Genomic DNA, 22479 nt, shown 5'->3' with positions numbered 1-22479 from the left:
CACCGCACAGATTGGCTCGACCCCGAAACGGCTTGGATGTTCGTGAACGAACAGAAGTCTTACCTGAGGCGACGGTCCGGCTCCGCCTGCGCGAAAAACGCCGAAGCAGTCTTCAGGATCCCATTCGCCCGCCGCAGCTCGGCGTTCTCCGCGCGCAACCTCCGCAACTCCGCCGCCGCATCATCGCCGTTGCCAGCCGAGCCGGGCCCGGAACCGGAATCGTGTTCCTGCGCCTCGACCCAGTTCCGGATCGTGGCTGGGTTGACGTCCAACAGCTCACCGACCTGCTGGCGCGCGGCCAGCTTCGACTCGCCGTGATCACGTAGACGGTCCTGGTAGAGGCGGACCGCGCGGGCACGGGTCTCCTCATCGAACTTCCGAGGTGCTCCCACAGGCTCCAGTCTCCTTGCTAGATCAGGAGCCTCTCCACCACCCAGGACGGTTCACGACCAAGAGAAGATCAACCACCGCAGATCGGCGGGGTTGACCGACCCCGCTCCTTCAGGAATGACACCCGATCGAGAGCCGTCCTCCTACTTCAACGACAACTCGCGCACGAAGAAGTCCTGCCGCATGGCCCGCTTGGCCAGGGCAAGAGTCTCCTCGGTGACCTGGTTAGCCCTCTGAGTGCCTAAGCGGATCGCGTCGACGACGTCGTCCGGCCGGGCCTCGTACTGCGTGCGGAGCGTTCGGATGGGCTCCAGGAAATCGTTCAAGGCCTCGATCAGCTGGCGCTTGAGGAACACGTCGCCGACCTCGCCCGCGCTGTAAAGCCGGCGTTGCTCGGCGACCCATTCCTGGTCGGGGTGGAACGTCTCCAGGAATGCCCACAGGGGGTTCTTGGCCGGATCGACCTCGCCCGGCTCCTTGCCGGTGATCCGGTTCGGATCGGTGTACATCGCCATGACCTTGCGGCGCACCGTGTCGGCGTTGTCGGATAGGAAAATGGCGTTGTTGAGCGACTTGCTCATCTTATAGAGCTGGCCGGTCCCGGCATTCGGGCCGCCGGTCCCGACCAACCGCTTGACGCGCCCCAGCTTGCCCTCGACGACCGGCATGAGCCCGCCCCGAGCGAGGTGGTCGTCGTCCGGCGTCGTCGGATCGACCCCGCAGTAGATCTGGTTGAATCGGCGCGCGACCTCGCGCGTGAGCTCGAGGTGGGCGAGCTGGTCCTCGCCCACGGGCACGAGCTCGGCCCGGAACGAGAGGATGTCCGCGCACTGGCCGACGGCGTACAGCGGGAATCCGAAGGGGTACTTGTCACCGAGCCCCTTGTCCTTGATCTCAGCGGCGAGCGTGGGATTGCGCATGACGCGGTTGAACGGCAGCAGCATGGACAGGAAGAAGGTGAGCTCGTCAATAGCGGGCACCTCGCTCTGCAGCACCAGGGAGCTGCGGACCGGGTCGATGCCCACGGCCAGCCAGTCGGTGGCAATCTCTATTACGTTCTGCCGGATCTCGTCGGGCTGGTTGGCGCGCGTCGTGAAAGCGTGCTTGTTGGCGATCAGGAAGTAGCACTCGTAATCGTCCTGCAGTGCCAGGCGGTTCTCGATGCTGCCCACATAGTGACCGAGGTGGAGACGGCCGGTAGGAGTGTCACCGGTGAGGATGCGCGGCCTGGCGGGAATTGACACGACGGCATCTTACGACGTCATCGACGCCGCTTGCGGCGAGGGCGGTGGGTCCGGGCTCAGCTCGTCGAGCACACGCAGGCGTGCATGCCGAGCGCAGAGCTCGCGAGCTAGGACGTCCGGGTCCCAGAACGAGTCGTAAGGGACGCGGATGACGGGAACCGTCCGGCTGATCTCCTCGACGAGCCCCTCGTAAACCTCCCGCATCGCTGAGAGGAACTCGACGGTTGTCTCGACCTGGCGGCCGCGCCCTCGGTCCCGGATCCGCCGCAGGGCCGTCTCGGGTGCGACGTCAAGGAACAGGATGAGATCGGGCGGTCCCATGACGTCCGAGAGGGCGCGGTAGAGGTTCATGTACGTGTCGCGTTCGAGCGGGGTCAGCGCGCCTCGGTTGAATAGGGACCGAGTGTAGGCGAGATCCTCAAGGACCGTGCGATCCTGTACCCCTCCTGCGCCGCACCACCTGATCTCCTGGTGCTGGGTGAACTGCTGGGTCAGCAGCCGCACCTGTGCGACGAAGCTGGTGCGCTCCGGAAAATCGTGCAGGTCGGCGCGGAGCTTGTCGTCGATCTCGGGGCCGGGGTAGACGCCCAGCTGCAGCCGGGCGCCCAGCTCGATGGCGAGGGTGCTCTTGCCGGCGCCGATCAGGCCACCGATGCCGATCAATGCACCGTCGAGGGAGTGCTGCGCTCTCACCGAGCCGATTATTCCCCATGAGGGACAGCCGCCGCCGGGTCGCACTCCGGGCAGACGGGCGAGTTGTCAGGATTCCATCGCGTGTAGGGCGGCATCGGGCGGCCCGCGAGTCGTTCCCGGGCCTGTCGCCACGCGTCGGCCCAGCTCTCGTGGCCCTCCAGCACCAACTCGGGATGCGCGCTACTGCGGGCTGCGAACCCGGGGAAGAAGGACCGTCCTGTGGGCTGGCCGATCGGGCAGTAGCGGATGTCGAAGCTCCAGCGCAGCCCGTCGCTAAGGTTGGGCAACGAGGCGTGGAACGTCGTGCGATGCAGGAACAGCACGTCGCCTGCCTTCATCGGCACCGCGACTGGCTCGCAGTCGTCGACCAGTCGCTCGGGAATGCCGTTTGCCGTCGGCGTGCGGCAGTGGTGGACCAGACCATGGCGGTGGCTGCCCGGGACCACCAGCAGGCAGCCGTTCTCCTCGGTAACGTCAGATACAGCCACGAAGGCCCCGACCATGTTAGTCCCGTCCGCCTCCGGGTTGATCACGGCGAGGTCTTGGTGCCAGAACGATGACCCGGTTAGCGGCGTGCGTTCGCCCGCCGGGAGCACTGACTCCGGTGGTTTGACGCGGACGTGCTGGACCGGGACGGAATAGATCTCCGGACCGACGAAGGTTTGGACGGCGTCGAGGAGGCGGGGATTCCGCAGGAGGTCAAACACAGCGGGTCCGGTATGGACGGGGCTGGTCGGGCGGAACGCGGGTGGATCGGTGAGGTAGGGGTTCAAGGTAATATCGAACGGCCCTTGGTATGCGCCGTGGGCCGCCTGCTGCACGTGCAGCAGGCGCTGCGCGAAGGGCTGTCGCGGGTCGTAACCGGCGAGGGTGCCGTCCTGCACCCAGCCGGCTGCGAGGCGGTCGAGCAGCGCCGAGTACTCGTCGACGACGGGCTGCAGGTCGGTGTCCGGGTCGAGTACGCCCTCCCACAGCACGTAGCCGGTCTCGTCGAAGTGCCGGCGCGCAGCAGTCTCCCGGTCAATGACGCTCTGCACCTCGTGGACCTCCTCGGATCGCTCGGTCGATGGTGGGCTTATACCGCCAGTGGCGTGTCGACGAACGCTCGCGCCCGTGCTCGGACGGGCTCCAGCCGGGCCGATGCGCTGAGCTTGGCCGCGCGCTCCTCCATCCACGCGTACCACGCGCGGATCTCGGCCGTATGGTCCGGCGACGTCAGGCGCAGGATCCGCTCCAGCGTCGGCGCTCGCAGGAAAAACGCGCAATTCGCCAGTTCGTAGACCTCGTTGAGGTCATCCTTGGAGAGCGCTCGGCTGACGGTCGGGAAGCCGTACGGGGGAGCGGTGCCGAAGAGATCGGGCCGCGGCTTGAGGTTGAACTTGCCGCCGTCGTCGCCGAGCAGGCGGAGTGCGGGGATCTCCTTTCTCGCCCGTAGGTACTCGACGGTGCCGATGTCGGGGGTGAGGATCGCCGCGCTCAGGAAGTAGATTGGCAGGTCCATGAGTCGGTCGAGATCGGCGAGTGCGCTGTCGAGCGTGTCGTGGGGGGCCCCGATGATGTAGCCCGCCACGACCCCAATCCCGACCGCGTCCAACAAACGAACGGCCTCCTGGTTCATTTCGACGGTCGTCGCCTTGTGGTAGTAATCCAAGCTCTGCTGGTCGAGCGACTCCAGACCGAGGAAGATCCGTCGGCACCCGGCGGCGAACATCTGCTCCGCGCGCTCGCGAGTGATGAACTCCGAACGCGCATTGCAGCTCCAGGTCGCCCCCTTCGACGCCAGCAGGTCCATAAGCCGGTCGAACTCGGTGTGCTGGAGGATGTCGTCGTCATGGAACTGAATCGAGTCGTGGCCGAACTCGTCGAGGATGTAGTCTAGATCTGCGCTCACGAGATCAACCGGGCGGGACACTGCGCGCCCGTGGATGAGATAGGTGGAGCAAAACGTGCAGCGTGCCCGACAACTCTGGGTGCAGATGTAGATCTGAGGTCGGCTGCCGGTGGCCTTCCACCAGCGTTCCTGCGGACGTTCGATCATGTTTGATCGTGACTGACTCAACTCGAACGCGAACGCAGGTGCCGGCAGCACAGCTAGCGAGTTGTCGTACGCGGCCCCGCTCATCTGCTCTTCGCCGTCGCGCACGAAGCAGATGCCGCGGGCGTCCCGGCCCTCGCCGAAGTCGGGATCGAGGAGCTTCGTGACGATGTGGCGCAGAGCGGCGCCGCCTTCGCCGCGCACTGCGACGTGCGCGAAGTCTGTGCGCGGCGCGACGGTGGCGTGCGCCCCGCCCACCACGATGCAGTGCTCCGCCGGGTCGAACCGACCCAGGAACGCCGCTGTCCGCTCGACCGCGAGGGTGTACAACCCGGCGAGAACGTAGCGCGCCTGTGCAGGGCGCAGCCATACGGCAACGGCGTTCGCCAGGTCCTCGTCGTCGTCGAAGCAGTCCTCGTCGAAGTAGCGGAACTCCGGCTCATGAGGCAGCAGACCGCGCTCCGAGTCGACCTGGAGCGAGCGGGCGAGATTCAGCAGGCCCAGGGACGGGTAGCGGGGGGAGAAACGCGGTCGGCCGCTGTCCAGGATCTCCAGCTGGGTGGTGCGGAAACCGTGGTGAATCAGGGCCAGCCGGGGTGGCCCCGCCTCGGTCGAGAACCGCCCGCCATCGCGCAGCAGAGCAAGGTCAAGCATGCGTTGCCCCTCATCGGCTCGGAGGTCGTCGGACATCACGTCGGGGGAAGAGCCCGTCCACCGACCGGCGGCGGACGGGCTCTACGACGGCGCCGGTCATGGCGCAGCCGAGCGGGACCTGCGGTTGGTTCAGAGCTGCGCCGCGGCCGCGATCGTCAGGCTCAGGCTGCGGATGAACTGCGTGGAGATACCGCGACGGCCTTCGCGGTCCAGGGTCACCTGCCGTCCGTAGGTCGCCGCGAGCTCGTAGAACTTGTCGGCACTGAGGTCGATCCCGAGGCTGGCCATTACCGTCGCGCCCACCTCCGGTGAGAACATCAGGCGGCTGGTGTACTCCGGCATCACCGCCATTACCTTCTCGAACAGGACGACGTTCGCCTGTAGGAAGCGATCGATGTTCGCGTCGTCGATGCCGACCGGCGCACCGACGTTCGTGGAACCGCGCAGGGTCATCACCGCCGCGTCGACGATGTGCCACGTGAACTCGCTCCGGGAATCGGCGCCAACCTCGTCGCGGCGCACATATTCGAGGGACCGCACCGCCTCATAGACATCGGTGGCGACGGGCGTCGAGAAGCCGAGCGCGCCGAAGACCCGCTCAACTGTTTCCGGATCCAGGATGAACATCGCCTGGCCCCACGAGTCCGTGAGTTCCATGGCCTTGGCGGAGATGCTGCCCGCGTGGACCTGCAGTCGATCTAATGCGTCGAGGTCGACCAGCTCGGTGGATTCCACACTAGTCTCAGAGATCAGTTGTGCGGTGCTCATTCAATGCCTCCAGAGCGAGGATGAGTGCCGGAACTGTGCCGGCATTGACCCCCGGGGTCATTGCCTGAGGCGCGCCAGCCTTTACACGCTAACCCGGGGGCCCGCTCGAGGACAAGATGCAGTGTGGAATTCTGCGCGATCACGATCACGACCTTTCGGCTATCCCTAGGTCTCTGATCTTGAAAGGATCACGGCGGGTACTGCGTACGTGCCGTGCATGGGGCAGGATGGGGGCACGACGCAGCGTCCTTTCGCCCTAACCCGCCTCTTCGTGATCTTGAGGGCTGGTCGGGACCCTGAACGCCGAAAGTGCCTAACGACCAGGTAGGGCAGGACTTGTCGAAGGTTCTGTTCACCGGGTCAGAGAGGCACTTTCCGAGTGCAGGCTACAGTCACGCGTCCGAAGATCATCGTCACCGCCGATGGGGACGGGGTGATGTCGCATGTCGGGTCGCGGCTGCTGGCCGATGTCGCCGACCGCACCTCGCTGACCGGGGAGTTGTCGCAGGTGCTGGCCGGGCTACGCCGGCCGCGGACCCGCCACGACCCCGGCCGGGTCCTGGTCGACATGGCTGTCGCGGTGGCCGATGGCGCCTCGACGATCTCTGACGTCGCGGTGCTGGCTGATCAGCTCGCGGTGTTCGGCCAGGTGGCGTCGGACTCGACCTGTTGGCGGCTGCTCGACCGCCTCGACCACCGAGTCCTGTCCTCGGTCGCCGCGGCGCGGGCCCGGGCCCGTGAGGTCGTGTGGGCCCAGCACGCCGAGACCCACGGCCGGGCGTTCCCGGCGTCCCGTGCAGCGGGCCGGGACCTTGGCGAGACTCTGGTCATCGATCTGGACGCGACGATCGTGATCGCGCATTCGGAGAAGGAACAGGCAGCGCCGACGTTCAAGGGGACCTTCGGGTACCACCCGATGCTGGCGTTCTGCGACAACACCGGCGAGTTCCTCGCCGCCCAGCTGCGCCGCGGCAACGCTGGCGCGAACACCGCCGCCGACCACATCACCGTCCTCGACCAGGCGTTGGCTCAGGTTCCCGACAGCTATCGGTACGGGCACCCGATCCTGATCCGTGCCGATACCGCGGGCTGCACCCGCGCGTTCCTCGCCCACCTCCGCAGCCTCGGCGAACACAGTGTGAACTGCGAGTTCTCCGTCGGTTGGGCGATCACCGACCGGGAACGCGCCGCGATCGGCGCGCTGGGCAGACGGATCTGGACCGCGGCGGTCGACACCGACGGCGAGCTGCGTGGCGGGGTGGCGGTCGCCGAGATCACCCGACTGCTTCCGGCTGCGTCGCTGGCCGGGTATCCGGCCGGGACACGGGTGATCGTGCGCCGCGAACGCCTCCACCCCGGAGCGCAGCTCGACCTCATGGAGACCCGCGACGGCTGGCGCTACACCTGCTTCGCCACCGACACCCGCGCCGGACAACTCGCCTTTCTCGACGCGCGGCATCGTGCTCATGCCCGGGTCGAGGACCGGATCCGCACCGGCAAGGACACCGGGTTGGGGCACTTCCCGTCGCGGGAGTTCGCGATCAACGCTGCGTGGCTGACCGTCACCATGCTCGCCGTCGACCTGCTCGCCTGGACCCAACAGCTACTCCTCGGCGGCGACCTGGCGCGCGCCGAGCCGAAGACGCTGCGCTACCGGCTGCTGCATGTCGCTGCCCGTCTGGTTCGGGGTGGGCGTCGGGTCCGTGTCCGGATCCAGCGCAGCTGGCCCTCGGTCGGCGAGTTGGCGGCCGCGTTCACCCGGCTCTACGCCCTGCCCGCACCGGCGGGCTGACACGACCCTCACCGCAGCGACAAACAGGACGGAGCACCCGGCAGAATCGCAGGCAGGACGATCTCGCACGCCCACAGCCGCCGAACGCTCGAACCAAGCCGAACCGCCCAACTGATCAACTTTGGATCGGCTCGATGTGACACGCTTTATGACACGAACTGTCGGTGGGCGACGTCGTCAGAGAAGTCTGTGCGTGGTGACCTGCGACTGTCGTCGCTGGTCGTTCACATACTCGAAGGTCGCGAACTGCCTTCCAAACTGGCTACGCGGGTTCGATTCCCGTCGCCCGCTCCACGCTCTGAACAGCGGAAACGCTGATCAGCTCTGATCTTGAGACAGACTTCGTGCATCAAACGTGGTGCGAGTCGGTCCTAGCGTTGACTGCATGGCAGGTCGACAGCTCGCGAGCACGGCTCGCGCCCGGGGCAGCATCACCACGCTTCCGAGCGGCACCATCCGCGTCCGGGTCTACGCCGGGATCGACCCGGTGTCCGGGCGCCGGCACTACCTCACCGAGCTGGTCCAGCCCGGGAAGAAGGCGCAGCGCGAGGCCGAGGCCGTTCGGGCCCGGCTGCTCGCCCAGGTCGAGGAGCGCCGCAACCCGCGGACCAACGCCACGGTCGACGAGCTGGTGCGGCGCCACCTCGACCAGTTCGCCGGGGCGCCGAACACCCTGCAGATGTACCGCGGGCACGTGAAGAACCACATCTCCCCGCTGCTCGGGCGGATCAACATCGGCCGCCTGGACCCCGAGATCCTGGATTCCTTCTACGCCGAGCTGCGCCGCTGTCGGATCCACTGCTCCGGACCCGGGCTCGTCGATCATCGGACCCGCCAGGACCACGAGTGCGACGACCGGTGCCGCCCGCACCGGTGCAAGCCGCTCTCGGCGACGACGATCCGGCACATCCACTTCATCCTCTCCGGCGCCTACAAGCGCGCCGTGCGCTGGCGCTGGGTCGCGGTGAACCCGCTCGCGCAGGCCGAGCCGCCGCCGGCCCCGAAGTCGAACCCGCGGCCGCCGAGCGCCGAGCAGGCCGCGCAGCTCCTCAACAAGGCGTGGGACGACCCGGACTGGGGCGCCTTGATCGGGACTGTAAGAACATCGGCTCTGGCACAGATGCGGTGGTGGCCGCGGGCGCGTCACGTCCGGGTGACGCGCTCGGCTCTGTGATCATCTCGCTGGTGCGGTCGTGATCTTGAGAGCGTGTTGTTCCCCGGGTTGTCGTCCCTGGTCGTCGAGGATGTCGTCGCCACCGGTTCTGTCTTACGGATCACCGCACGCAGCGCTATGTCCTCGGCGCCGTGCCCGCGATGCGGCACCGAGTCACGCCGGGTGCACGCCTGGCACCTGCGCCGACTGGCCGACCTTCCGGTCGGAGGACGCCCGGCCGTGATGGATCTGCGGGTCCGCCGGCTGCTCTGCACCGACGTGGAGTGCCCGCAGCGGACCTTCCGCGAGCAGATCCCTGCCCTGGCCAGCCGATACGCCCGCCGCACCCTACGGCTGGCGGCCACGATCGGGCAGGTCGCGATCACGCTGGCCGGACGAGCTGGTGCCGCCCTGCTGGCCACGCTCGGCGTGACGGTCTCCCGGTCGAGTCTGCTGCGCGCGCTGATGGCGCTCCCGCTACCGACCCTGCCGGTGCCCTCGGTGCTCAGCGTCGACGATGTCGCACTGCGCCGCGGGCGCCGCTACATGACCATGGTGATCGATCCGATCACCCACCGCCGGATCGACGTTCTCCCCGACCGGCGAGCCGCGACCCTCTCGGCGTGGCTACGCGACCGGCCGGGGATCACGGCAGTATGCCGGGACGGGTCGGCCAGCTACGCCGAAGCGATCACCGCCGGCGCACCGGAGGCGGTGCAGGTCAGCGACCGGTGGCACCTGTGGCACGGCCTCGGATGCGCAGTGGAGAAGGTCGTGATCGCCCACACCGCGTGCTGGCGACCCGCTGCGGCCGGCGCGACAAGCACACTGCGGGAGCCGGCGCTCGCGCAACGGACACGGGCCCGCCACGCCGCGGTCCACGCCCTGCTCGATCAGGGCGTGGGGCTACTCGAGTGCTCGCGACGGCTGGGCTGGTCGCTCAACACGATCAAGCGCTACGCCCGCGCCGCGCGGGCCGAGGAGCTGATCCGGCCACCCCGCTACGGGACCACCCTCGTCGACCCGCACCGCGATCACCTACGACGTCGGCTGGCCGCGAACCCGAACGTGGCGACCACCCAGCTGTTGGCCGAGATCCGCGAGCGCGGCTACACCGGCAGCGCGAACCTGCTGGTCCGCTACCTCAACCAGGGCCGGGCCCGCACCGAGCGGCCGGTGCCCGCGCCACGCCGGCTGGTCTCGTGGATCATGACCCGGCCCGCTGACCTGTCCGACGATGACCGCACCCACCTCGACGACCTGCTCGCGGCATGCCCGCAGCTCACCGCGCTGGTCGAGCACGTCCGTGGCTTCGCGAACCTGCTCACCCAGCGGCGCGGCGCCGAGGTGCGCCCTTGGATGACCGCAGTCGAAAGCAGCGACCTGACACCGTTGCACGCGTTCGTGCGCGGCCTGCGCAAGGACCTGCCGGCCGTCCTGGCGGGCTTGACCCTGCCCTACAGCAACGGCCCGATCGAAGGAGCGAACACAAAGGTCAAGCTCCTCAAGCGGCAGATGTATGGCCGGGCCGGGTTCCCGCTGCTCCGGCAGCGGATCCTGCTCAGCTGACTCGGCTCACCACCCAATCTGCGCCAGAGCCGATGTTCTTACAGTCCCCACGTTCGTCTCTCGCATGAATGATCCGCCTCAGTCGGTGAAGATCGTCGTGAGGGCCGCCGCGACGTCACGATGATCGCGCACCAGCCGGCACCGTCCGCGCCCGAGGCGGGCGAGGTCGCGACCGAGGTCGACGTCGTCCTCCCCCGAGGTGTCGAGCAGGACGTCGAGACGGGGCAGGCGGGCGGCGGTGAGGCGCGGGTCCGGGCCGGCGTTGTGCACGCAGTCCGACAGCAGCAACACCCGGGCGTCGCGCGGCGGCACCCCGGCGAGCTGACGGCTTGCGACCTGCAGCGCGAACGCCACGTTCGTCAGGCCCCGGGTGGGCACCCGCAGCAGCAGGTCGAGCACGGCCAGCGGCTCCAGCTGCTCGCCCGGGCGGACGAGCACGGCGGCGTCGGACCAGAACGCCACGACCGCGAGCGAGTCCCGACCCAGCTCCGCGGCCAGCGCGCCGACGGTGGCCGCCGCGGTACGCACCCGTTCGCCCTTCATCGACCCGGAGACGTCGACGACGAGCACCACCGAGCGGCGCGTGCGGACCCGTTCCCGGACCCACACGTCGTCCTCGGTGATCACGGCGGTGCCTGCCACGGACTCCAGGGTGCGCTCAAGGTCCAGCTCGTCAGAGCCCCCGGACCAACGCAGTCTGGTGAGCTCCCCGACGCCGCGCCGCGCCCGTCGGTCGCGGGGTGGGCGCGCCACCGCGAGGGTCCGGGCGATCTGCCGAGCCCGAGCCCGAGCGAGCAGGTCGGCCTGCGAGGACTCGGTGAGCTCCGCGAGCGCGATCAGGTCGGCGTCCTCGTCGGACTCCCCCGGAGCGGTGACACCCGCCCGCGCCGGGCGGGCCGCGGAGCGCCGCCGGTCACCGGACGACAGCACCAGCCCGCCACCACCGGCCGAGGGCCGGAAGAGTGAGGGCTCCTCGTCGAGCTGCTTGGGACGACGCCGCAGCGGCCGCAGCGCACGGGTGCGGCGACCCGAACCGGGGCGGTCTCGGCGGGTCAGCGGTGAGTCGGCCTCGACCGCTCTTCAACCGGGTTCCGCCGCCGCGGGCAGCAGCAGGAAGTGGTCCTCCCAGATCTCGTGGAGCACCTGCTCGGGGGTGGCCTCCACGGTCTCGTCGAGCTGGATGCGTCCGGACAGCGCGAGGAGCATCGCGTCCTTGACGAGCGCGGTGTAGTCCGGCGGGAGATCCCGAGGCGGCGCCACCGAGGGCTGCTCGGGCAGGGCCACGTCGCGCATCGCCGCGAGCTGCGCCGCGATCAGGGCGACGTCGATGGCGCCACGCACGCTGCTGCCCTGGCGGACGTCGTCGCGCTCGCGGGTGGCCCGCGTCAACGCCACGGCGTCGGCCACGAGCCGGGCCGAGGAGATCGCGGCGCGGCGGGTGACGATGCCCCGCTCGGCCTCGGCGTCCTGGTAGTCGATCGCCATCCGGCAGATCCGGTCGTGCACCGAGGTGGAGAGCCGGGTGGTGCCGATGGTGTCGTAGGGGTTCATCGACGCCACCACCCGGAACGTGGGCGCCGCCTCCACCGTGCCCACCCGCGGCACCGCGATCCGGCGCTCGGCCATCGCGGTGAGCAGCGTGTTGAGCGTGTCCTCCGGCGCCCGGTTGAACTCCTCGACGTAGAGGAACCCGCCGCTGCGCATCGCCTCCACCAGGGGTCCCGGCACGAAGTTGTCCGCGGTGTAGTCCTCCCGCAACACCCGCGCGGGGTTGTGGTGGCCCACCAGGCGGGTCGGGGTGAGGTCCGCGTTGCCCTCGACGAACAACAGCGGGATGCCCCACTCCGTCGTGATCGCCCGCAGCAGCGTCGACTTGGATGTACCGGGCGGGCCCTCCAGCAGGACGTCGCGACCGGCGGCGACGGCCGCGAGCAGGAGATCCAGTTCCCGCTCGCGGCCGACCAGATGCCGAGCGACCCTCGCCCGGACCCGGCGCACGGACCCGCCGTCGGCGCCGGTGACCCGGCTGCCGGTGATGGCGGTGTCGGGGACGGATCCGTTGATCGCCGTCTCGTGCAGCGTCATCGGATCGTGCAGCCCGCGTCGACCTTCATCTCCAGTCCGGTGACGTAGCGGGCCTCGTCCGACGCCAGGTAGAGCAGCGCGTTGCTGATGTCGACCGGGTCGACGACCTCGACCGGCATCGTGTTCATGAAGATCGGGCCCATCGTCGGACTCTGCTCGATGAACTGGTTCATCCCGCCCAGCCCCGCCACCAGCGGGGTGTCCACGCCGGCGGGGTGGATCGTGTTGACACGGATGTCGTGCTCGGCGAGCTCGTTGGCCAGCGAGCGCATCACGCCCACGATCCCGTGCTTGGCGGCGACGTAGGGGGCGAGCCACGGCTGCCCCTTGATGCCCGACGTCGAGCTGGTGATGACGATCGAGCCGCCGCCCGCCGTCAGCAGGTGCGGGATGGTCGCCACACAGGTGTGCCAGACACCGGTCAGGTTGACGTCGAGGGTGTCCGCCCAGATCTGCGGGGTCACCTCGTCCCACTTCTGCACCGTGCAGATGCCGGCGTTGGCGGAGACGATGTCGAGCCGGCCCAGCTGGGCCACACCCTCGTCGACGGCGGCCTTGAGCGCCGCGGCGTCGCGGACGTCGGCCTTGACCGCCACGATCCGGCGGTCCAGCGCCTCGACGGCCTTGACCGTGTCGGCGAGGTCCGCCTCGGTGGCCATCGCGTAGCCGACCGTGTCGAAGTCCTGGCAGGCGTCGACGGCGATGATGTCGGCGCCCTCCTCGGCCAGCCGGACCGCGTGGCTGCGGCCCTGGCCCCGGGCGGCTCCGGTGATGAACGCGACTTTGCCCTGCACACGCCCCATGGCGCGGCTCCTCTCGTGGATGGTGGTCTTGCTCGTGCTTACTTCTGCGTCATGCCGAGGTTGTCGAACCCCTTGATCCCGGCCGTCGAGCTGGTGAGGATGATCGCCCCGCCCGCTTCGACCAGATGTCGAGCGCGATGATGTCCGCGCCCTCCTCGGCGAGGCGCAGCGCGTGCGAGCGGCCCTGCCCCCGCGCCGCGCCGGTGATGAACGCGACCTTGCCCGTCACACGTCCGGCCATGGTCTGCGGCCCCCTACTTCTGGTTGAAGCCGGCGTCGACCGGGATCTGCGCGCCGGTGACGTAGCGCGCCTCCTCCGAGGACAGCCAGACGACGGCGTTGGAGACGTCGACGGGCTCGATCATCTCCACCGGCAGCGGGTTCTTCAGGGCCTCGAGCATCTCGGAGTGCTCGGTGAACCACTTCTGCATGAAGTCGTTGGTGACCAGCGGGGTGTTGACGCCGGTCGGGTGCACCGCATTGACCCGGATCGAGTACTTCGCCAGCTCCAGGGCCAGCGACCGCATCAACCCGACCACACCGTGCTTGGCCGCGGCGTAGTGCGCGATCTGCACGAAGCCCTTCATGCCGGCGGTCGAGCTGGTGAGCACGATCGAGCCGCCGTTGCCAGCCGCGATCATCGCGGGGATCGCCGCCTTGCAGGTCTTCCAGACGCCGGACAGGTCGATGTCGATCGTCTCGTCCCAGACGTCCTCGGTCATGTCCCAGGCGTTCTCGACGTAGGAGACGACGCCGGCGTTGCCGCAGACGATGTCGAGGCGGCCGAACTCGGCGACGCCCTCATCCACCACGGCCTGCATCGCCGCCATGTCTCGGACGTCGGCCTGCCGGGCGATGATGCGGCGGTCCAGGTCCTCGACCAGCTTCACCGTCTGCGCGAGGTCGTCGGCCGTGCCCAGCGCGTAGGGCACCGTGCGCATGTCCTGGCAGGCGTCCAGCGCGATGACGTCCGCGCCCTCCTCCGCCAGGCGCACCGCGTGCGACCGGCCCTGCCCCCGCGCTGCGCCGGTGACCAGCGCGACCTTGCCTGCCAACCGTCCGGCCATGTCGGCTCCTCCTTGAGCTGTCCTGTGCAGCTGAAGGTACGAGCGGCCGACATGCGGATCTTGACCGTGCCCGCACGCGCTCTTGCACGAGGCCGCACAGCCGGCGGAGGAGTCAGCTGCGGGCGCGTCGTTCCCGCGGGGTGATCCCGTAGCGCACCTTGAAGGCGCGGGTGAAGTGCGACGCGTGGCTGAAACCGACGGCGAGAGCGATCTCGGAGATCGTGCGGCGCGCCCAGCGGGTGTCGACCAGCAACGCGTGCGCCCGGCCGAGCCGCTCCTCGAGCAGCCACCGCCCCGGGGACGTGCCGTCGGCCTCCAGGAGCGCGTAGAGATAGCGCTGCGAGATGTTGATGCCGTCGGCGATGACGGCGGGCGTGAGCTCCGGATCGGACAGGTGACCGCGGATGAAGCTCCGTGCCCGGGCCAGGTGCACCGCGCGGACGGACCGGCCCTCGACATCGCCGCCGACCCGGTCGTGCAGGGCTGCGGCCACCAGGTCGAGGACGGATCCGCTGACCGGTGCCACCGATTCGGTCTTCTCACCATAGAGCGGAAGGGACCGCAGGAGCCCGGAGGCGAGCGCACCGACGCCGCTGGTCCCGGTGACGGTGACGCCGGTGGCCCCGGCGAACCCCGGCAGCCACGCGCCCAGCTGGTCGCGGGGCACGCGCACCACGATCTGCCGGGACCGGTCACCGAGGCGGCCGCGGTACGGACGGGCGCTGTCGAGCAGCACGAAGTCACCGGGCCGGTCGAGCACCGCGCGCCGTTCGTCCTGCTCGAACACCCCCTCGCCCTGCACGAGTAGGGTGAGGAACAGGTCATCGGTGTCGGCGCGGCTGATCAGCCGGGCCGTGCGGGCGACCTCGTGCGCGTCGGCGGTGACCGTGTCCACGTGCAGCCGGTCGACGATGCTGCGCACGATCTCTCCCACGAACCGGTCGGACGACGGCCCGGCGGCGTTCGCGGTCAGCTCGACGATGTGTCGGCAGATGGCGTCGCGCCAGTACGCGAAGCCGTCGTGGCCGTCGACGTCGGAGGTTGAGAGTCGCACTGCCATCAACCACCTCGCACGGCCGGGGTCGGGGTGCCTCCCATCGTGCCACCAACCGCCGCGATCCCGGCCGTCGAGCGAACGGTGGACCCCGCCGGCGCGGGCGCTCAGCTCGGGAGTTCCTCGAGGGTCTCGACGTCGCCGCCGTCGGGTTCGGGAACTACAGTGGAGCACGGGTCGTACCCTTCCGACCGGCGTTGGCGCGCCGGCCTTGCTTGAGGACCGTCAAGATCACCGGGAGGGTACGACCCCTCCCCGGTCATCCACAGGTCTCAAGCATTGCTCGACGGGGATGCCAGGACGCCCGTTCGCTGATCACCGCAGAGTGGTGGAGGGGATCATCTACCGGTTCCGGTGCGGGCTGGCCTGGCGTGATGTCCCGGTCGAGTTCGGTCCGTGGCAGACCCTGTGGAAGCGTCACCGCCGCTACAGCGGTGACGGCACCTGGGATCACATTCTCGCTGCTCTGTTGGCCGATGCCGACTCCGCCGGCCTGGTCGGCTGGGTGGTCAGCGTCGACTCGTCGATCATTCGCGCCCATCAGCACGCCGCGACCCTGTCCCGGGACACAGGGGGCAGGATCGAACTACAAGAATCTGCGCATCGAGCCGCCCGATCACGCCGTGGGTCGTTCCCGCGGCGGCCTGACCACGAAGATCCACCAGCTCGTTGACGGACACGGCCGTCCGCTGGTCGTACTCGTCGGACCCGGCCAGGCCGGCGACGCCCCGATGTTCACGTACCTGATGTCGCACCTGCACATCGACCGTGTCGGCCCGGGCCGGCCGCGGACCCGCCCCGAGCGAGTCCGCGCCGACAAGGCCTACTCCTCGCGGGCGATCCGCCGTCACTTGCGCGAGCACCGACCAGCCGGGCGGGCGCGGGAGGGCGCGGACCGCGCTCGGATGAGTCTCGGTCAATACCCCCAGCCGCGCCCCAGCATGGCGGAGACCAGCACGCTGACCAGCTCTGCGCCCCGATGCGGATCGGCCGCCCAGATGTCGCGGCTAAGCGCAAGCGTCAGGGTCGCCGCCACCTCACCGGTGCGCTCGTCGTGGACTACGCCCGGCGAGGCCAGCAACGTCCCCATCGGGTCGTCCGCGTTCACCGGCCGCAGCTCCTCCTCGCGCTCGTCGCCGTCCCGCTGTGGGACGGCGGTAGAACGACAGCGCTGGCGCGCCACCAAGATGACAGCGCCGTCAGATCGGCTCCAACAGGGGCAAGGCTGGTGCTCGTACAGTCGGGCTCGCCCCTCACGGCGTCCCGGCGAGCCTGCCGGGACGGGTGACGATCACCCCGTCGTTGTCGCTCCACAAGTGTTGTCCCGGTACGAAAGTTGCACCTCCGAAGCTGACAGGAATGTCGATCTCTCCCGTGCCGTCGAACGCACCGCGGCGCGGATTCGATCCGAGCGCCTTGATCCCCAGGTCGATCGTTGCCAGTGTGCGGGTGTCGCGTACGGCGCCGGCGATGACCAGACCTGTCCATCCGTTCTGCACTGCGCGGTCGGCGAGCACGTCACCGAATAGCGCGTAGCGCAACGAGCAGCCGCCATCGACGGCGAGGACCGCTCCGTCGCCAGGCCGGGCCAGCAGTTCCCGGAGGAGCCCGACGTCGTTGTGACAGCGCAGGGTGCGGATCGGTCCGTCGAACTCCGTGCGTCGGCCGTACTGGCGGAACTGCAGATCACAGCTATCGAGGATGTCGCCTTGGGCATCCATCCGGTCGGCGGTGTCCATCTGGTGATAGGCCTTCCGGTACGTGGTGGTTCCGCGTCGCGGGCGGTGGGACGGGTCGGTCCTAGACGACGGAGTCGTCGCGCAGCCGCTCGATTTCGGCGGCGTCGTATCCGAGGCTCGCGAGCACGTCGTCGGTGTGTTCGCCGAGCTCGGGCCCGGTCCATCGGACTCCGCCAGGGGTCGCGGACAGGCGCGGGGCGACGTTTTGCATGGCGAACTCGTGGCCACGGCTGTTGTGGGCCCGCACGATCGCGTTCCGGGCGGCGAAGTGCTCGTCGGCGAACATGTCCTCGGACCGGTAGACGCGGCCGGCGGGAACGCCGCCCTCGTGCAGCATGTCGAGGAGGACGTCGGCGGTGTGCTCGGCCGACCAGTCGGCGATCAGGTCGTCGAGCTCAGATTGACGTTCGCCGCGCGCGTGGTGGCTGGCGTAGCGGTCGTCGGTGGCGAGTTCGGGCCGGCCCATGACGGCGGCCAGGCGCCGGAAAACGGTGTCCTGGTTGGCGGCGATGAGGATGCTGCTGGCGTCGGCGGTGGGGTAGACGTTGCTGGGCGCGATGTGGGGCAGGATCGCGCCGGTGCGTTCGCGCTGGTGCCCGATGGCGTCCCATTCGGTCACCGAGGCCTCCATCATCGCCAGCACCGCCTCGTAGATCGCCGAGTCCACGATCTGCCCGCGTCCGGTCGTGGTTCTCGCGTTGAGTGCGGCGACGGCGCCGAGTGCGGCGTAGGTGCCGGCCAGGGAGTCGCCGATGCTGATGCCGGCGCGCGCCGGCGGTCGGTCCGGTTCCCCGGTCAGGTAGCGAAGGCCGCCCATCGCCTCGCCGATCGAGCCGTAGCCGGCGCGGGGAGCGTAGGGACCGGTCTGACCGAATCCTGTGACTCGCACGATGATCAGGCCCGGGTTGGTCTCCCATAGACGTTCCGGGGAGAGGTTCCAGCGTTCGAGCGTTCCGGGTCGGAAGTTTTCGATCAGGATGTCGGCCTGGTCGAGCAGTTGTTGGGCGATCTGCTGCCCCGGCTGCACCCGCAGGTTCAGGGTGATCGATTTCTTGTTGCGGGCGATCACGGGCCAGGTGAGGGAGTCACCGTCGGCGTTGGACACGCCCCACAGCCGCATTGGGTCGCCGACCTCGGGCGACTCGACTTTGACGACGTCGGCTCCCATGTCCCCGAGAAGCTGCCCGCAGAAGGGTCCGGCGATCAGCTGGCCCATCTCGACGACGCGAGTGCCTGCCAGCGCGCCCGCGGGGGGCTCTGTGGGCATCAGGTACCTCCTTCGGGATCCGCCGCGACCGTGGAGTCCATGAGGACCGCACGGGCGGCGATGATGTGGGATCGCATGACGGAGGCGGCCCAGTCGGGCACGCCGGCGCGCAGAGCGGCTGTCAGCTCGCGGTGGTGGCCCATGCTGCGGTCGAGCGCTTCGGGGGTGTAGCGCGCGAAGGTCCGCACGACGAGCGGGACCTGCACGACGGAGGCGAGCATGGTGGCCAGCCGGGGGCTGTCGGCGCCGTCGATGATGATGCTGTGGAAGCGGGCGTTGAGCTCGCTGAGCGTGTGCAGGTCGTGTCGGCCGCCGCGCCGCGCGCAGGCCTCCATCTGCTCGCACAGCTCGGTGAGATGGTCGTTGTCCTGACCGCCGATGCGTTCGGCGGCCCGTCCCGCGGCGTGGCTTTCCAGCATGATCCGCAGCTGGTAGATCTCCTCGAGGTCGGCCACCGACCAACGGGCGACGCGGGCGCCGCGGTTGGGCAGGATTTCAACGAGGCCGTACGACGACAGAGTCCGGAGCGCCTCACGAACGGGGGTGCGGCTCACGCCGAGCTGTGCCGCGAGCTCGACCTCCTGCAGCCTGGCCCCTGGCTCGAGGGTGCCGTCCAAGATCAATCGGCGTAGCTGCGTCGCGGCCTGCTCGGTGGCAGCTGCCATGGTCCCCTCGTTTCGGTGGTGGGCTGGTGGCCGTCGGCTCGCTCGGACGGCGCGATGGCGGGGCGATCGCCGTCCTGCGAAACCTCAGCACTGTGCCGGGGTGGCCCGGCAACCGGGCCACCCGTTGCTCAGCCCGCGGTCGCGGCGTCCACTGCCCGCAGCCCGGCCTGGGCGATGGCCATGTCCTGCGAGTAGTGCCCGCCGCTCACCCCGATCCCGCCGATGACAGCGCCGTCGACGGTGATCGGGTAGCCACCTCCGAAGGCCACGAGCCTGTCGATTCCGGTCGGGGCTCCAACGCGCAGGGGCTCGTCACCCTTGATGAAGTCGAACCAGCCGTCGGTCGGCATGCTGAAACCTGCGGCGGTGTAGGCCTTGTCATGGGCGACCTGCACCGAGAGGAGCGGGGCCCCGTCCATGCGCGCGAAGGCCTTCTGGACGCCGGACTCGTCGACGACGGACACGACGTAGGCGCCTCCGTCGGCTGCTGCCTGGGCCACGGCCTCGCGCACGATCGCCTGGGCCAGCTCCAGCGTGATGGACGGCCGGTTGTAGGTGCTGCTCATGGGTGGGGCTCCTTGTCTGTTCCGGACCGACTAGGGACGATGCATACAATCGAGTCACCGGTGATCTGTCAAGTACAGAGTGATGATCGCATGTATGTATGCGTCCTGTGGGGTGGTTCCGACAGGCGAAGCGCCCTTGACTGACACCGAAGAGCGCTCTTGGCCCACGTACATACTGGTCAGTGCGGTTTCAGTTGCTGGGTGCGGATTCTGCTGCCAGTCAGCCAGTCTCTGCCAGTGCGGCTGAACTGTGTGCACGTTGGCTGTCTTGGCGCGTGCGGAAGTGGTGCTTGACACCACAGTTGGAGCGTAGTTGCATACAGATGCCGCGTCGCTGCGGGTGCCTCATCGTCACCGGCCGCGGCAGGGGTACGGCCGACACAGACATCGAGGATTCGAGGCGACGATGGGCAAGCTCGACGGCAAGAACGTCGTGATCACCGGTGCTGCCGGCGGTATGGGACAGGCCGCCTGTCGCATGTTCTGCGAGGAGGGGGCGACGGTGCTCGGCGCCGACCTCAACGGTGGGGCGGTCAAGGAGCTGGAGTCCAGGCTGAAGGCAGAGGGCCTCGACTACCGCTCCGCCGAGGTCGACGTGACCTCGTCGGCGAGCGTGGCTGAGCTGGCCGCGACCGCGAAGAACGGGCTCGGAGCAGTTGACGTGCTCTACAACAACGCCGGGATCATCATGGGCAAGCCGATCCTGGAGACCACCGAGGACGAGTGGGCCGATGTTGAGCGGCTCAATTCCAAGAGCATCTTCCTCACGACGAAGGCTTTCGTGCCACTGATGGCCGGTCGTAAGGGATCGATCATCAACGTTTCGTCCATCGGCGGGGTCGTCGCGTTCGAGAACATGGGCGCCTACGGAGCGGCGAAGGCCGCGGCCGCGCACTTCTCCCGGGTCGCGGCCGTCGAGTTCGCCCCCGACATCCGAGTCAACGCGATCTGTCCCGGTGTCGTCGACACCCCGATGCCGCGCAACTTCACCAAGGACATGAGCAACCGGGACGAGATCTTCCAGGCCTGGAATCACGAGCACCTCACCGGTCGCCTCGGCCGGCCGGAGGAGGTCGTCTCGCTGGCGCTGTGGTTGGCCAGCGACGACGCCGGGTTCATGACCGGTGCCGTCCTCAACATCGACGGTGGCTACTCCACCCGCTGATGGCCCCCACACCGTCCCCGGTCGACCCGACGTCGATGCGCGACGTGCTCGGCCACTTCTGCTCGGGCGTCACGGTGATCACCGCGATCGGTCCGCGGGGGCCGGTCGGCTTCACCTGTCAGTCGTTCGCGTCACTGTCCCTGGAGCCGCCGCTGGTGAGCTTCGCCCCGGCGCGGACATCGAGCAGCTGGCCTGTAGCCCGCGCGGCGCGCACCTTCTGCGTCAACGTGCTCGCCGACGACCAGGAAGGCGTGTCGAATGCCTTTGCCCGGTCGGGTGCGGACAAGTTCGCCGGGATCGACTGGCGTCCGAGCCGCCGGGGCGCGCCCGTCCTGGCTGGGGCCGTGGCCTGGGTCGAGTGCGAGTTGTGGGCGGAGCACGACGCGGGCGACCACACGTTGGTTGCCGCGTTGGTGCTCGGGCTCGGATCCGACACCGACCGCGCTCCGCTGCTGTTCCATCGCGGCGCCTACGGACTGTGAGAGACGCCGTACGCGAGGAGGAATGGTCCTGATCCCTGACCTGGGCGTCCACCTCGCCGAACCATCCATTCGATACTTGACCTCTAGGGAGTACCCGTGATCCGCGCAGCCGAACAACTGGGCCTCGTCCCCGCCACCCCGCGCCCAGAAAGCCATCGCACACCGCTGGTTGACGGCCGCAGCACGCATCCGATCTTCAACGACCAGCCGCTCAAGCTCGGGCTGTTCGGGACCAACTGCTCCAACGGGCTGACGATCAGTCATGCCGAGACGACCTACGAGCCGACTTGGGAGCACACCCTCAAGGTCGCGCAGAAGGCCGACCGGCTCGGGTTCGAGGCTCTGGTGCCGGTCGCGCGCTGGCGCGGGTTCGGCAGCACCACCAACTTCAATGGCACCTGCTTCGAGACCTACACCTGGGCGACTGGTCTCGCCGCTCAGACCGAGAACATCGGCATCTTCGCCACCTCACACCTTCCGACGGTGCATCCCATCGTGGCGGCGAAGATGGCGGTCACGGCCGACCACGTCTCGCGCGGCCGGTTCGGGCTCAACCTCGTCATGGGTTGGTTCACCCCGGAGATGGAGATGTTCGGCGCCGAGCAGCGTGAGCACGACCAGCGCTACGGCTACGGCCAGCAGTGGATCGATTTCGTCAACAAGCTCTGGACCGAGCCGGGCTCGTTCGACTTCATCACCGATGACTTCCACAGCCTCGACGTCGAGTCCTACCCGAAGCCCTACCAGGCCCCGCGGCCTGCGCTGATCAACGCCGGCAACTCCAAGTCGGGCATCGACTTCTCGGCCCGCAACGTCGACGTCAACTTCGCCGCGATGGACACCGTCGAGACGATGAACAAATACACGTCGCAGCTGAAGGCGATGGCCCGCGAGGACCACCAGCGTGAGATCCAGACCATGACCTTCGGCCTGGTCGTCTGTCGCGACACCGAGGACGAGGCCAAGCGCGACTTCCAGCACATCGTCGACATGGGCGACCGCGAGGGCGCCAACAACGTGATGAAGGTCCTCGGCATGCAGAGCCAGTCGTTCGCCTCGCAGATCGAGTCCTACCAGGAGCGGTTCATCGCCGGGTGGGGCGGCTACCCGATCGTCGGCACCCCAGAGCAGGTCGCCGACGAGATGCTGCGCATCCACAACACCGGCGGCATGAACGGGATGATCATGGGGATGCTCGACTACCACGAGGAGATGGACTACTTCGGAGACAACGTCATGCCGCTGCTCAAGCAGGCCGGCCTGCGTCACTGACGTCCCCTGACCTGCC

At 68.7% G+C, this 22479-nt stretch carries 23 protein-coding genes, 2 pseudogenes and 1 other annotated feature (1 of these 26 only partly in view); of the genes and pseudogenes, 8 read left to right on the top strand and 17 right to left on the bottom strand.

The genetic code is table 11. The features are described 5' to 3' along the window. Window positions 1-102, bottom strand: a sequence feature (AL1L pseudoknot) (it extends 30 nt beyond the left edge of the window). The 6 genes from MTO91_RS19920 to MTO91_RS19895 all read right to left on the bottom strand — a co-directional run bounded on the left by MTO91_RS19920 (window position 60) and on the right by MTO91_RS19895 (window position 5784). Further along, window positions 60-392 (bottom strand): transposase, encoded by a 333-nt coding sequence (locus MTO91_RS19920; RefSeq protein WP_476652261.1) that lies wholly within the window; start codon window positions 390-392, stop codon window positions 60-62. Its footprint overlaps the feature before it by 43 nt. 141 nt (window positions 393-533) lie before the next feature. Then, window positions 534-1634, bottom strand: coding sequence for a tryptophan--tRNA ligase (locus tag MTO91_RS19915; protein WP_476652260.1), 1101 nt, complete (start codon window positions 1632-1634; stop codon window positions 534-536). A gap of 9 nt (window positions 1635-1643) precedes the next feature. Further along, window positions 1644-2327: a deoxynucleoside kinase gene (locus tag MTO91_RS19910; RefSeq protein WP_476652259.1), complete on the bottom strand. Its 684-nt coding sequence runs from the start codon at window positions 2325-2327 to the stop codon at window positions 1644-1646. Between the two features lie 8 nt (window positions 2328-2335). Beyond that, window positions 2336-3364, bottom strand: a complete 1029-nt coding sequence (locus tag MTO91_RS19905; protein ID WP_476652258.1) for a phytanoyl-CoA dioxygenase family protein — start codon at window positions 3362-3364, stop codon at window positions 2336-2338. 38 nt (window positions 3365-3402) lie between these two features. Continuing rightward, window positions 3403-5052: a B12-binding domain-containing radical SAM protein gene (locus MTO91_RS19900; RefSeq protein WP_476652256.1), complete on the bottom strand. Its 1650-nt coding sequence runs from the start codon at window positions 5050-5052 to the stop codon at window positions 3403-3405. Window positions 5053-5145: 93 nt separating this feature from the next. Then, window positions 5146-5784 carry a hypothetical protein gene (locus MTO91_RS19895; RefSeq protein WP_476652255.1) on the bottom strand — a complete coding sequence of 213 codons (639 nt, stop codon included), beginning with the start codon at window positions 5782-5784 and terminating at the stop codon, window positions 5146-5148. A gap of 379 nt (window positions 5785-6163) precedes the next feature. On the opposite strand from MTO91_RS19895, the gene MTO91_RS19890 reads away from it, so the two are divergent. The 3 genes from MTO91_RS19890 to MTO91_RS19880 all read left to right on the top strand — a co-directional run bounded on the left by MTO91_RS19890 (window position 6164) and on the right by MTO91_RS19880 (window position 10298). Next, on the top strand, window positions 6164-7576 hold the full coding sequence (locus tag MTO91_RS19890) for an IS1380 family transposase (RefSeq protein WP_476652254.1): 1413 nt from the start codon (window positions 6164-6166) through the stop codon (window positions 7574-7576). Between the two features lie 385 nt (window positions 7577-7961). Next, the gene (locus MTO91_RS19885) at window positions 7962-8750 is read left to right on the top strand and encodes a hypothetical protein (protein ID WP_476652253.1); all 789 of its coding nucleotides are present in this window, start codon (window positions 7962-7964) and stop codon (window positions 8748-8750) included. A 33-nt stretch (window positions 8751-8783) separates the two neighbouring features. Then, window positions 8784-10298: an ISL3 family transposase gene (locus MTO91_RS19880; protein WP_476652252.1), complete on the top strand. Its 1515-nt coding sequence runs from the start codon at window positions 8784-8786 to the stop codon at window positions 10296-10298. 78 nt (window positions 10299-10376) lie between these two features. Here MTO91_RS19880 and MTO91_RS19875 read toward each other — a convergent pair whose 3' ends face one another. The 6 genes and pseudogenes from MTO91_RS19875 to MTO91_RS19850 form a co-directional block, all read right to left on the bottom strand. Beyond that, window positions 10377-11228, bottom strand: a complete 852-nt coding sequence (locus tag MTO91_RS19875; RefSeq protein WP_476652251.1) for a vWA domain-containing protein — start codon at window positions 11226-11228, stop codon at window positions 10377-10379. Between the two features lie 150 nt (window positions 11229-11378). After that, the gene (locus MTO91_RS19870) at window positions 11379-12383 is read right to left on the bottom strand and encodes an AAA family ATPase (protein WP_476652249.1); all 1005 of its coding nucleotides are present in this window, start codon (window positions 12381-12383) and stop codon (window positions 11379-11381) included. Further along, entirely contained in the window at window positions 12380-13186 is an 807-nt protein-coding gene (locus MTO91_RS19865; RefSeq protein WP_476652248.1) for a mycofactocin-coupled SDR family oxidoreductase, read from the bottom strand. The genes MTO91_RS19870 and MTO91_RS19865 overlap by 4 nt, the downstream gene beginning before the upstream one ends. A 124-nt stretch (window positions 13187-13310) precedes the next feature. Next, window positions 13311-13427, bottom strand: a pseudogene (locus MTO91_RS19860) (SDR family mycofactocin-dependent oxidoreductase); the annotation flags it as partial. Between the two features lie 13 nt (window positions 13428-13440). Then, window positions 13441-14253, bottom strand: coding sequence for a mycofactocin-coupled SDR family oxidoreductase (locus MTO91_RS19855; RefSeq protein WP_476652246.1), 813 nt, complete (start codon window positions 14251-14253; stop codon window positions 13441-13443). Window positions 14254-14365: 112 nt separating this feature from the next. Further along, on the bottom strand, window positions 14366-15307 hold the full coding sequence (locus tag MTO91_RS19850; RefSeq protein ID WP_073577338.1) for a helix-turn-helix domain-containing protein: 942 nt from the start codon (window positions 15305-15307) through the stop codon (window positions 14366-14368). Here MTO91_RS19850 and MTO91_RS19845 point away from each other — a divergent pair. Further along, window positions 15234-15980, top strand: a complete 747-nt coding sequence (locus tag MTO91_RS19845; RefSeq protein ID WP_476652245.1) for a transposase — start codon at window positions 15234-15236, stop codon at window positions 15978-15980. The genes MTO91_RS19850 and MTO91_RS19845 overlap by 74 nt on opposite strands. Next, window positions 15931-16110 (top strand): annotated as a pseudogene (locus MTO91_RS19840) (hypothetical protein); the annotation flags it as partial. The gene MTO91_RS19845 and the pseudogene MTO91_RS19840, both read left to right, overlap by 50 nt. 113 nt (window positions 16111-16223) lie before the next feature. On the opposite strand, the gene MTO91_RS19835 reads toward MTO91_RS19840, so the two are convergent. The 5 genes from MTO91_RS19835 to MTO91_RS19815 form a co-directional block, all read right to left on the bottom strand. After that, on the bottom strand, window positions 16224-16415 hold the full coding sequence (locus tag MTO91_RS19835) for a hypothetical protein (RefSeq protein ID WP_139282944.1): 192 nt from the start codon (window positions 16413-16415) through the stop codon (window positions 16224-16226). Between the two features lie 145 nt (window positions 16416-16560). Then, the gene (gene rraA / locus MTO91_RS19830) at window positions 16561-17046 is read right to left on the bottom strand and encodes a ribonuclease E activity regulator RraA (RefSeq protein WP_476652243.1); all 486 of its coding nucleotides are present in this window, start codon (window positions 17044-17046) and stop codon (window positions 16561-16563) included. A gap of 61 nt (window positions 17047-17107) precedes the next feature. After that, window positions 17108-18313 (bottom strand): CaiB/BaiF CoA transferase family protein, encoded by a 1206-nt coding sequence (locus MTO91_RS19825; protein ID WP_073577341.1) that lies wholly within the window; start codon window positions 18311-18313, stop codon window positions 17108-17110. Continuing rightward, window positions 18313-18978: a GntR family transcriptional regulator gene (locus tag MTO91_RS19820; protein WP_476652242.1), complete on the bottom strand. Its 666-nt coding sequence runs from the start codon at window positions 18976-18978 to the stop codon at window positions 18313-18315. The genes MTO91_RS19825 and MTO91_RS19820 overlap by 1 nt, the downstream gene beginning before the upstream one ends. Before the next feature lie 128 nt (window positions 18979-19106). Further along, the gene (locus MTO91_RS19815) at window positions 19107-19544 is read right to left on the bottom strand and encodes a GlcG/HbpS family heme-binding protein (protein WP_357439560.1); all 438 of its coding nucleotides are present in this window, start codon (window positions 19542-19544) and stop codon (window positions 19107-19109) included. A 406-nt stretch (window positions 19545-19950) separates the two neighbouring features. Here MTO91_RS19815 and MTO91_RS19810 point away from each other — a divergent pair, with 406 nt between their 5' ends. The 3 genes from MTO91_RS19810 to MTO91_RS19800 all read left to right on the top strand — a co-directional run bounded on the left by MTO91_RS19810 (window position 19951) and on the right by MTO91_RS19800 (window position 22463). Beyond that, window positions 19951-20709, top strand: coding sequence for an SDR family NAD(P)-dependent oxidoreductase (locus tag MTO91_RS19810; protein WP_357439557.1), 759 nt, complete (start codon window positions 19951-19953; stop codon window positions 20707-20709). Window positions 20710-20744: 35 nt separating this feature from the next. Continuing rightward, the gene (locus tag MTO91_RS19805) at window positions 20745-21191 is read left to right on the top strand and encodes a flavin reductase family protein (RefSeq protein WP_357439553.1); all 447 of its coding nucleotides are present in this window, start codon (window positions 20745-20747) and stop codon (window positions 21189-21191) included. A gap of 96 nt (window positions 21192-21287) precedes the next feature. Further along, on the top strand, window positions 21288-22463 hold the full coding sequence (locus MTO91_RS19800; RefSeq protein WP_357439551.1) for an LLM class flavin-dependent oxidoreductase: 1176 nt from the start codon (window positions 21288-21290) through the stop codon (window positions 22461-22463). Window positions 22464-22479 lie beyond the last annotated feature (16 nt).

Source organism: Pseudonocardia sp. 2-7 (genome assembly GCF_056341085.1).
The sequence above is the reverse complement of the archived record's forward strand: the minus strand, read 5'-3'. Positions and strand labels throughout refer to the sequence as shown.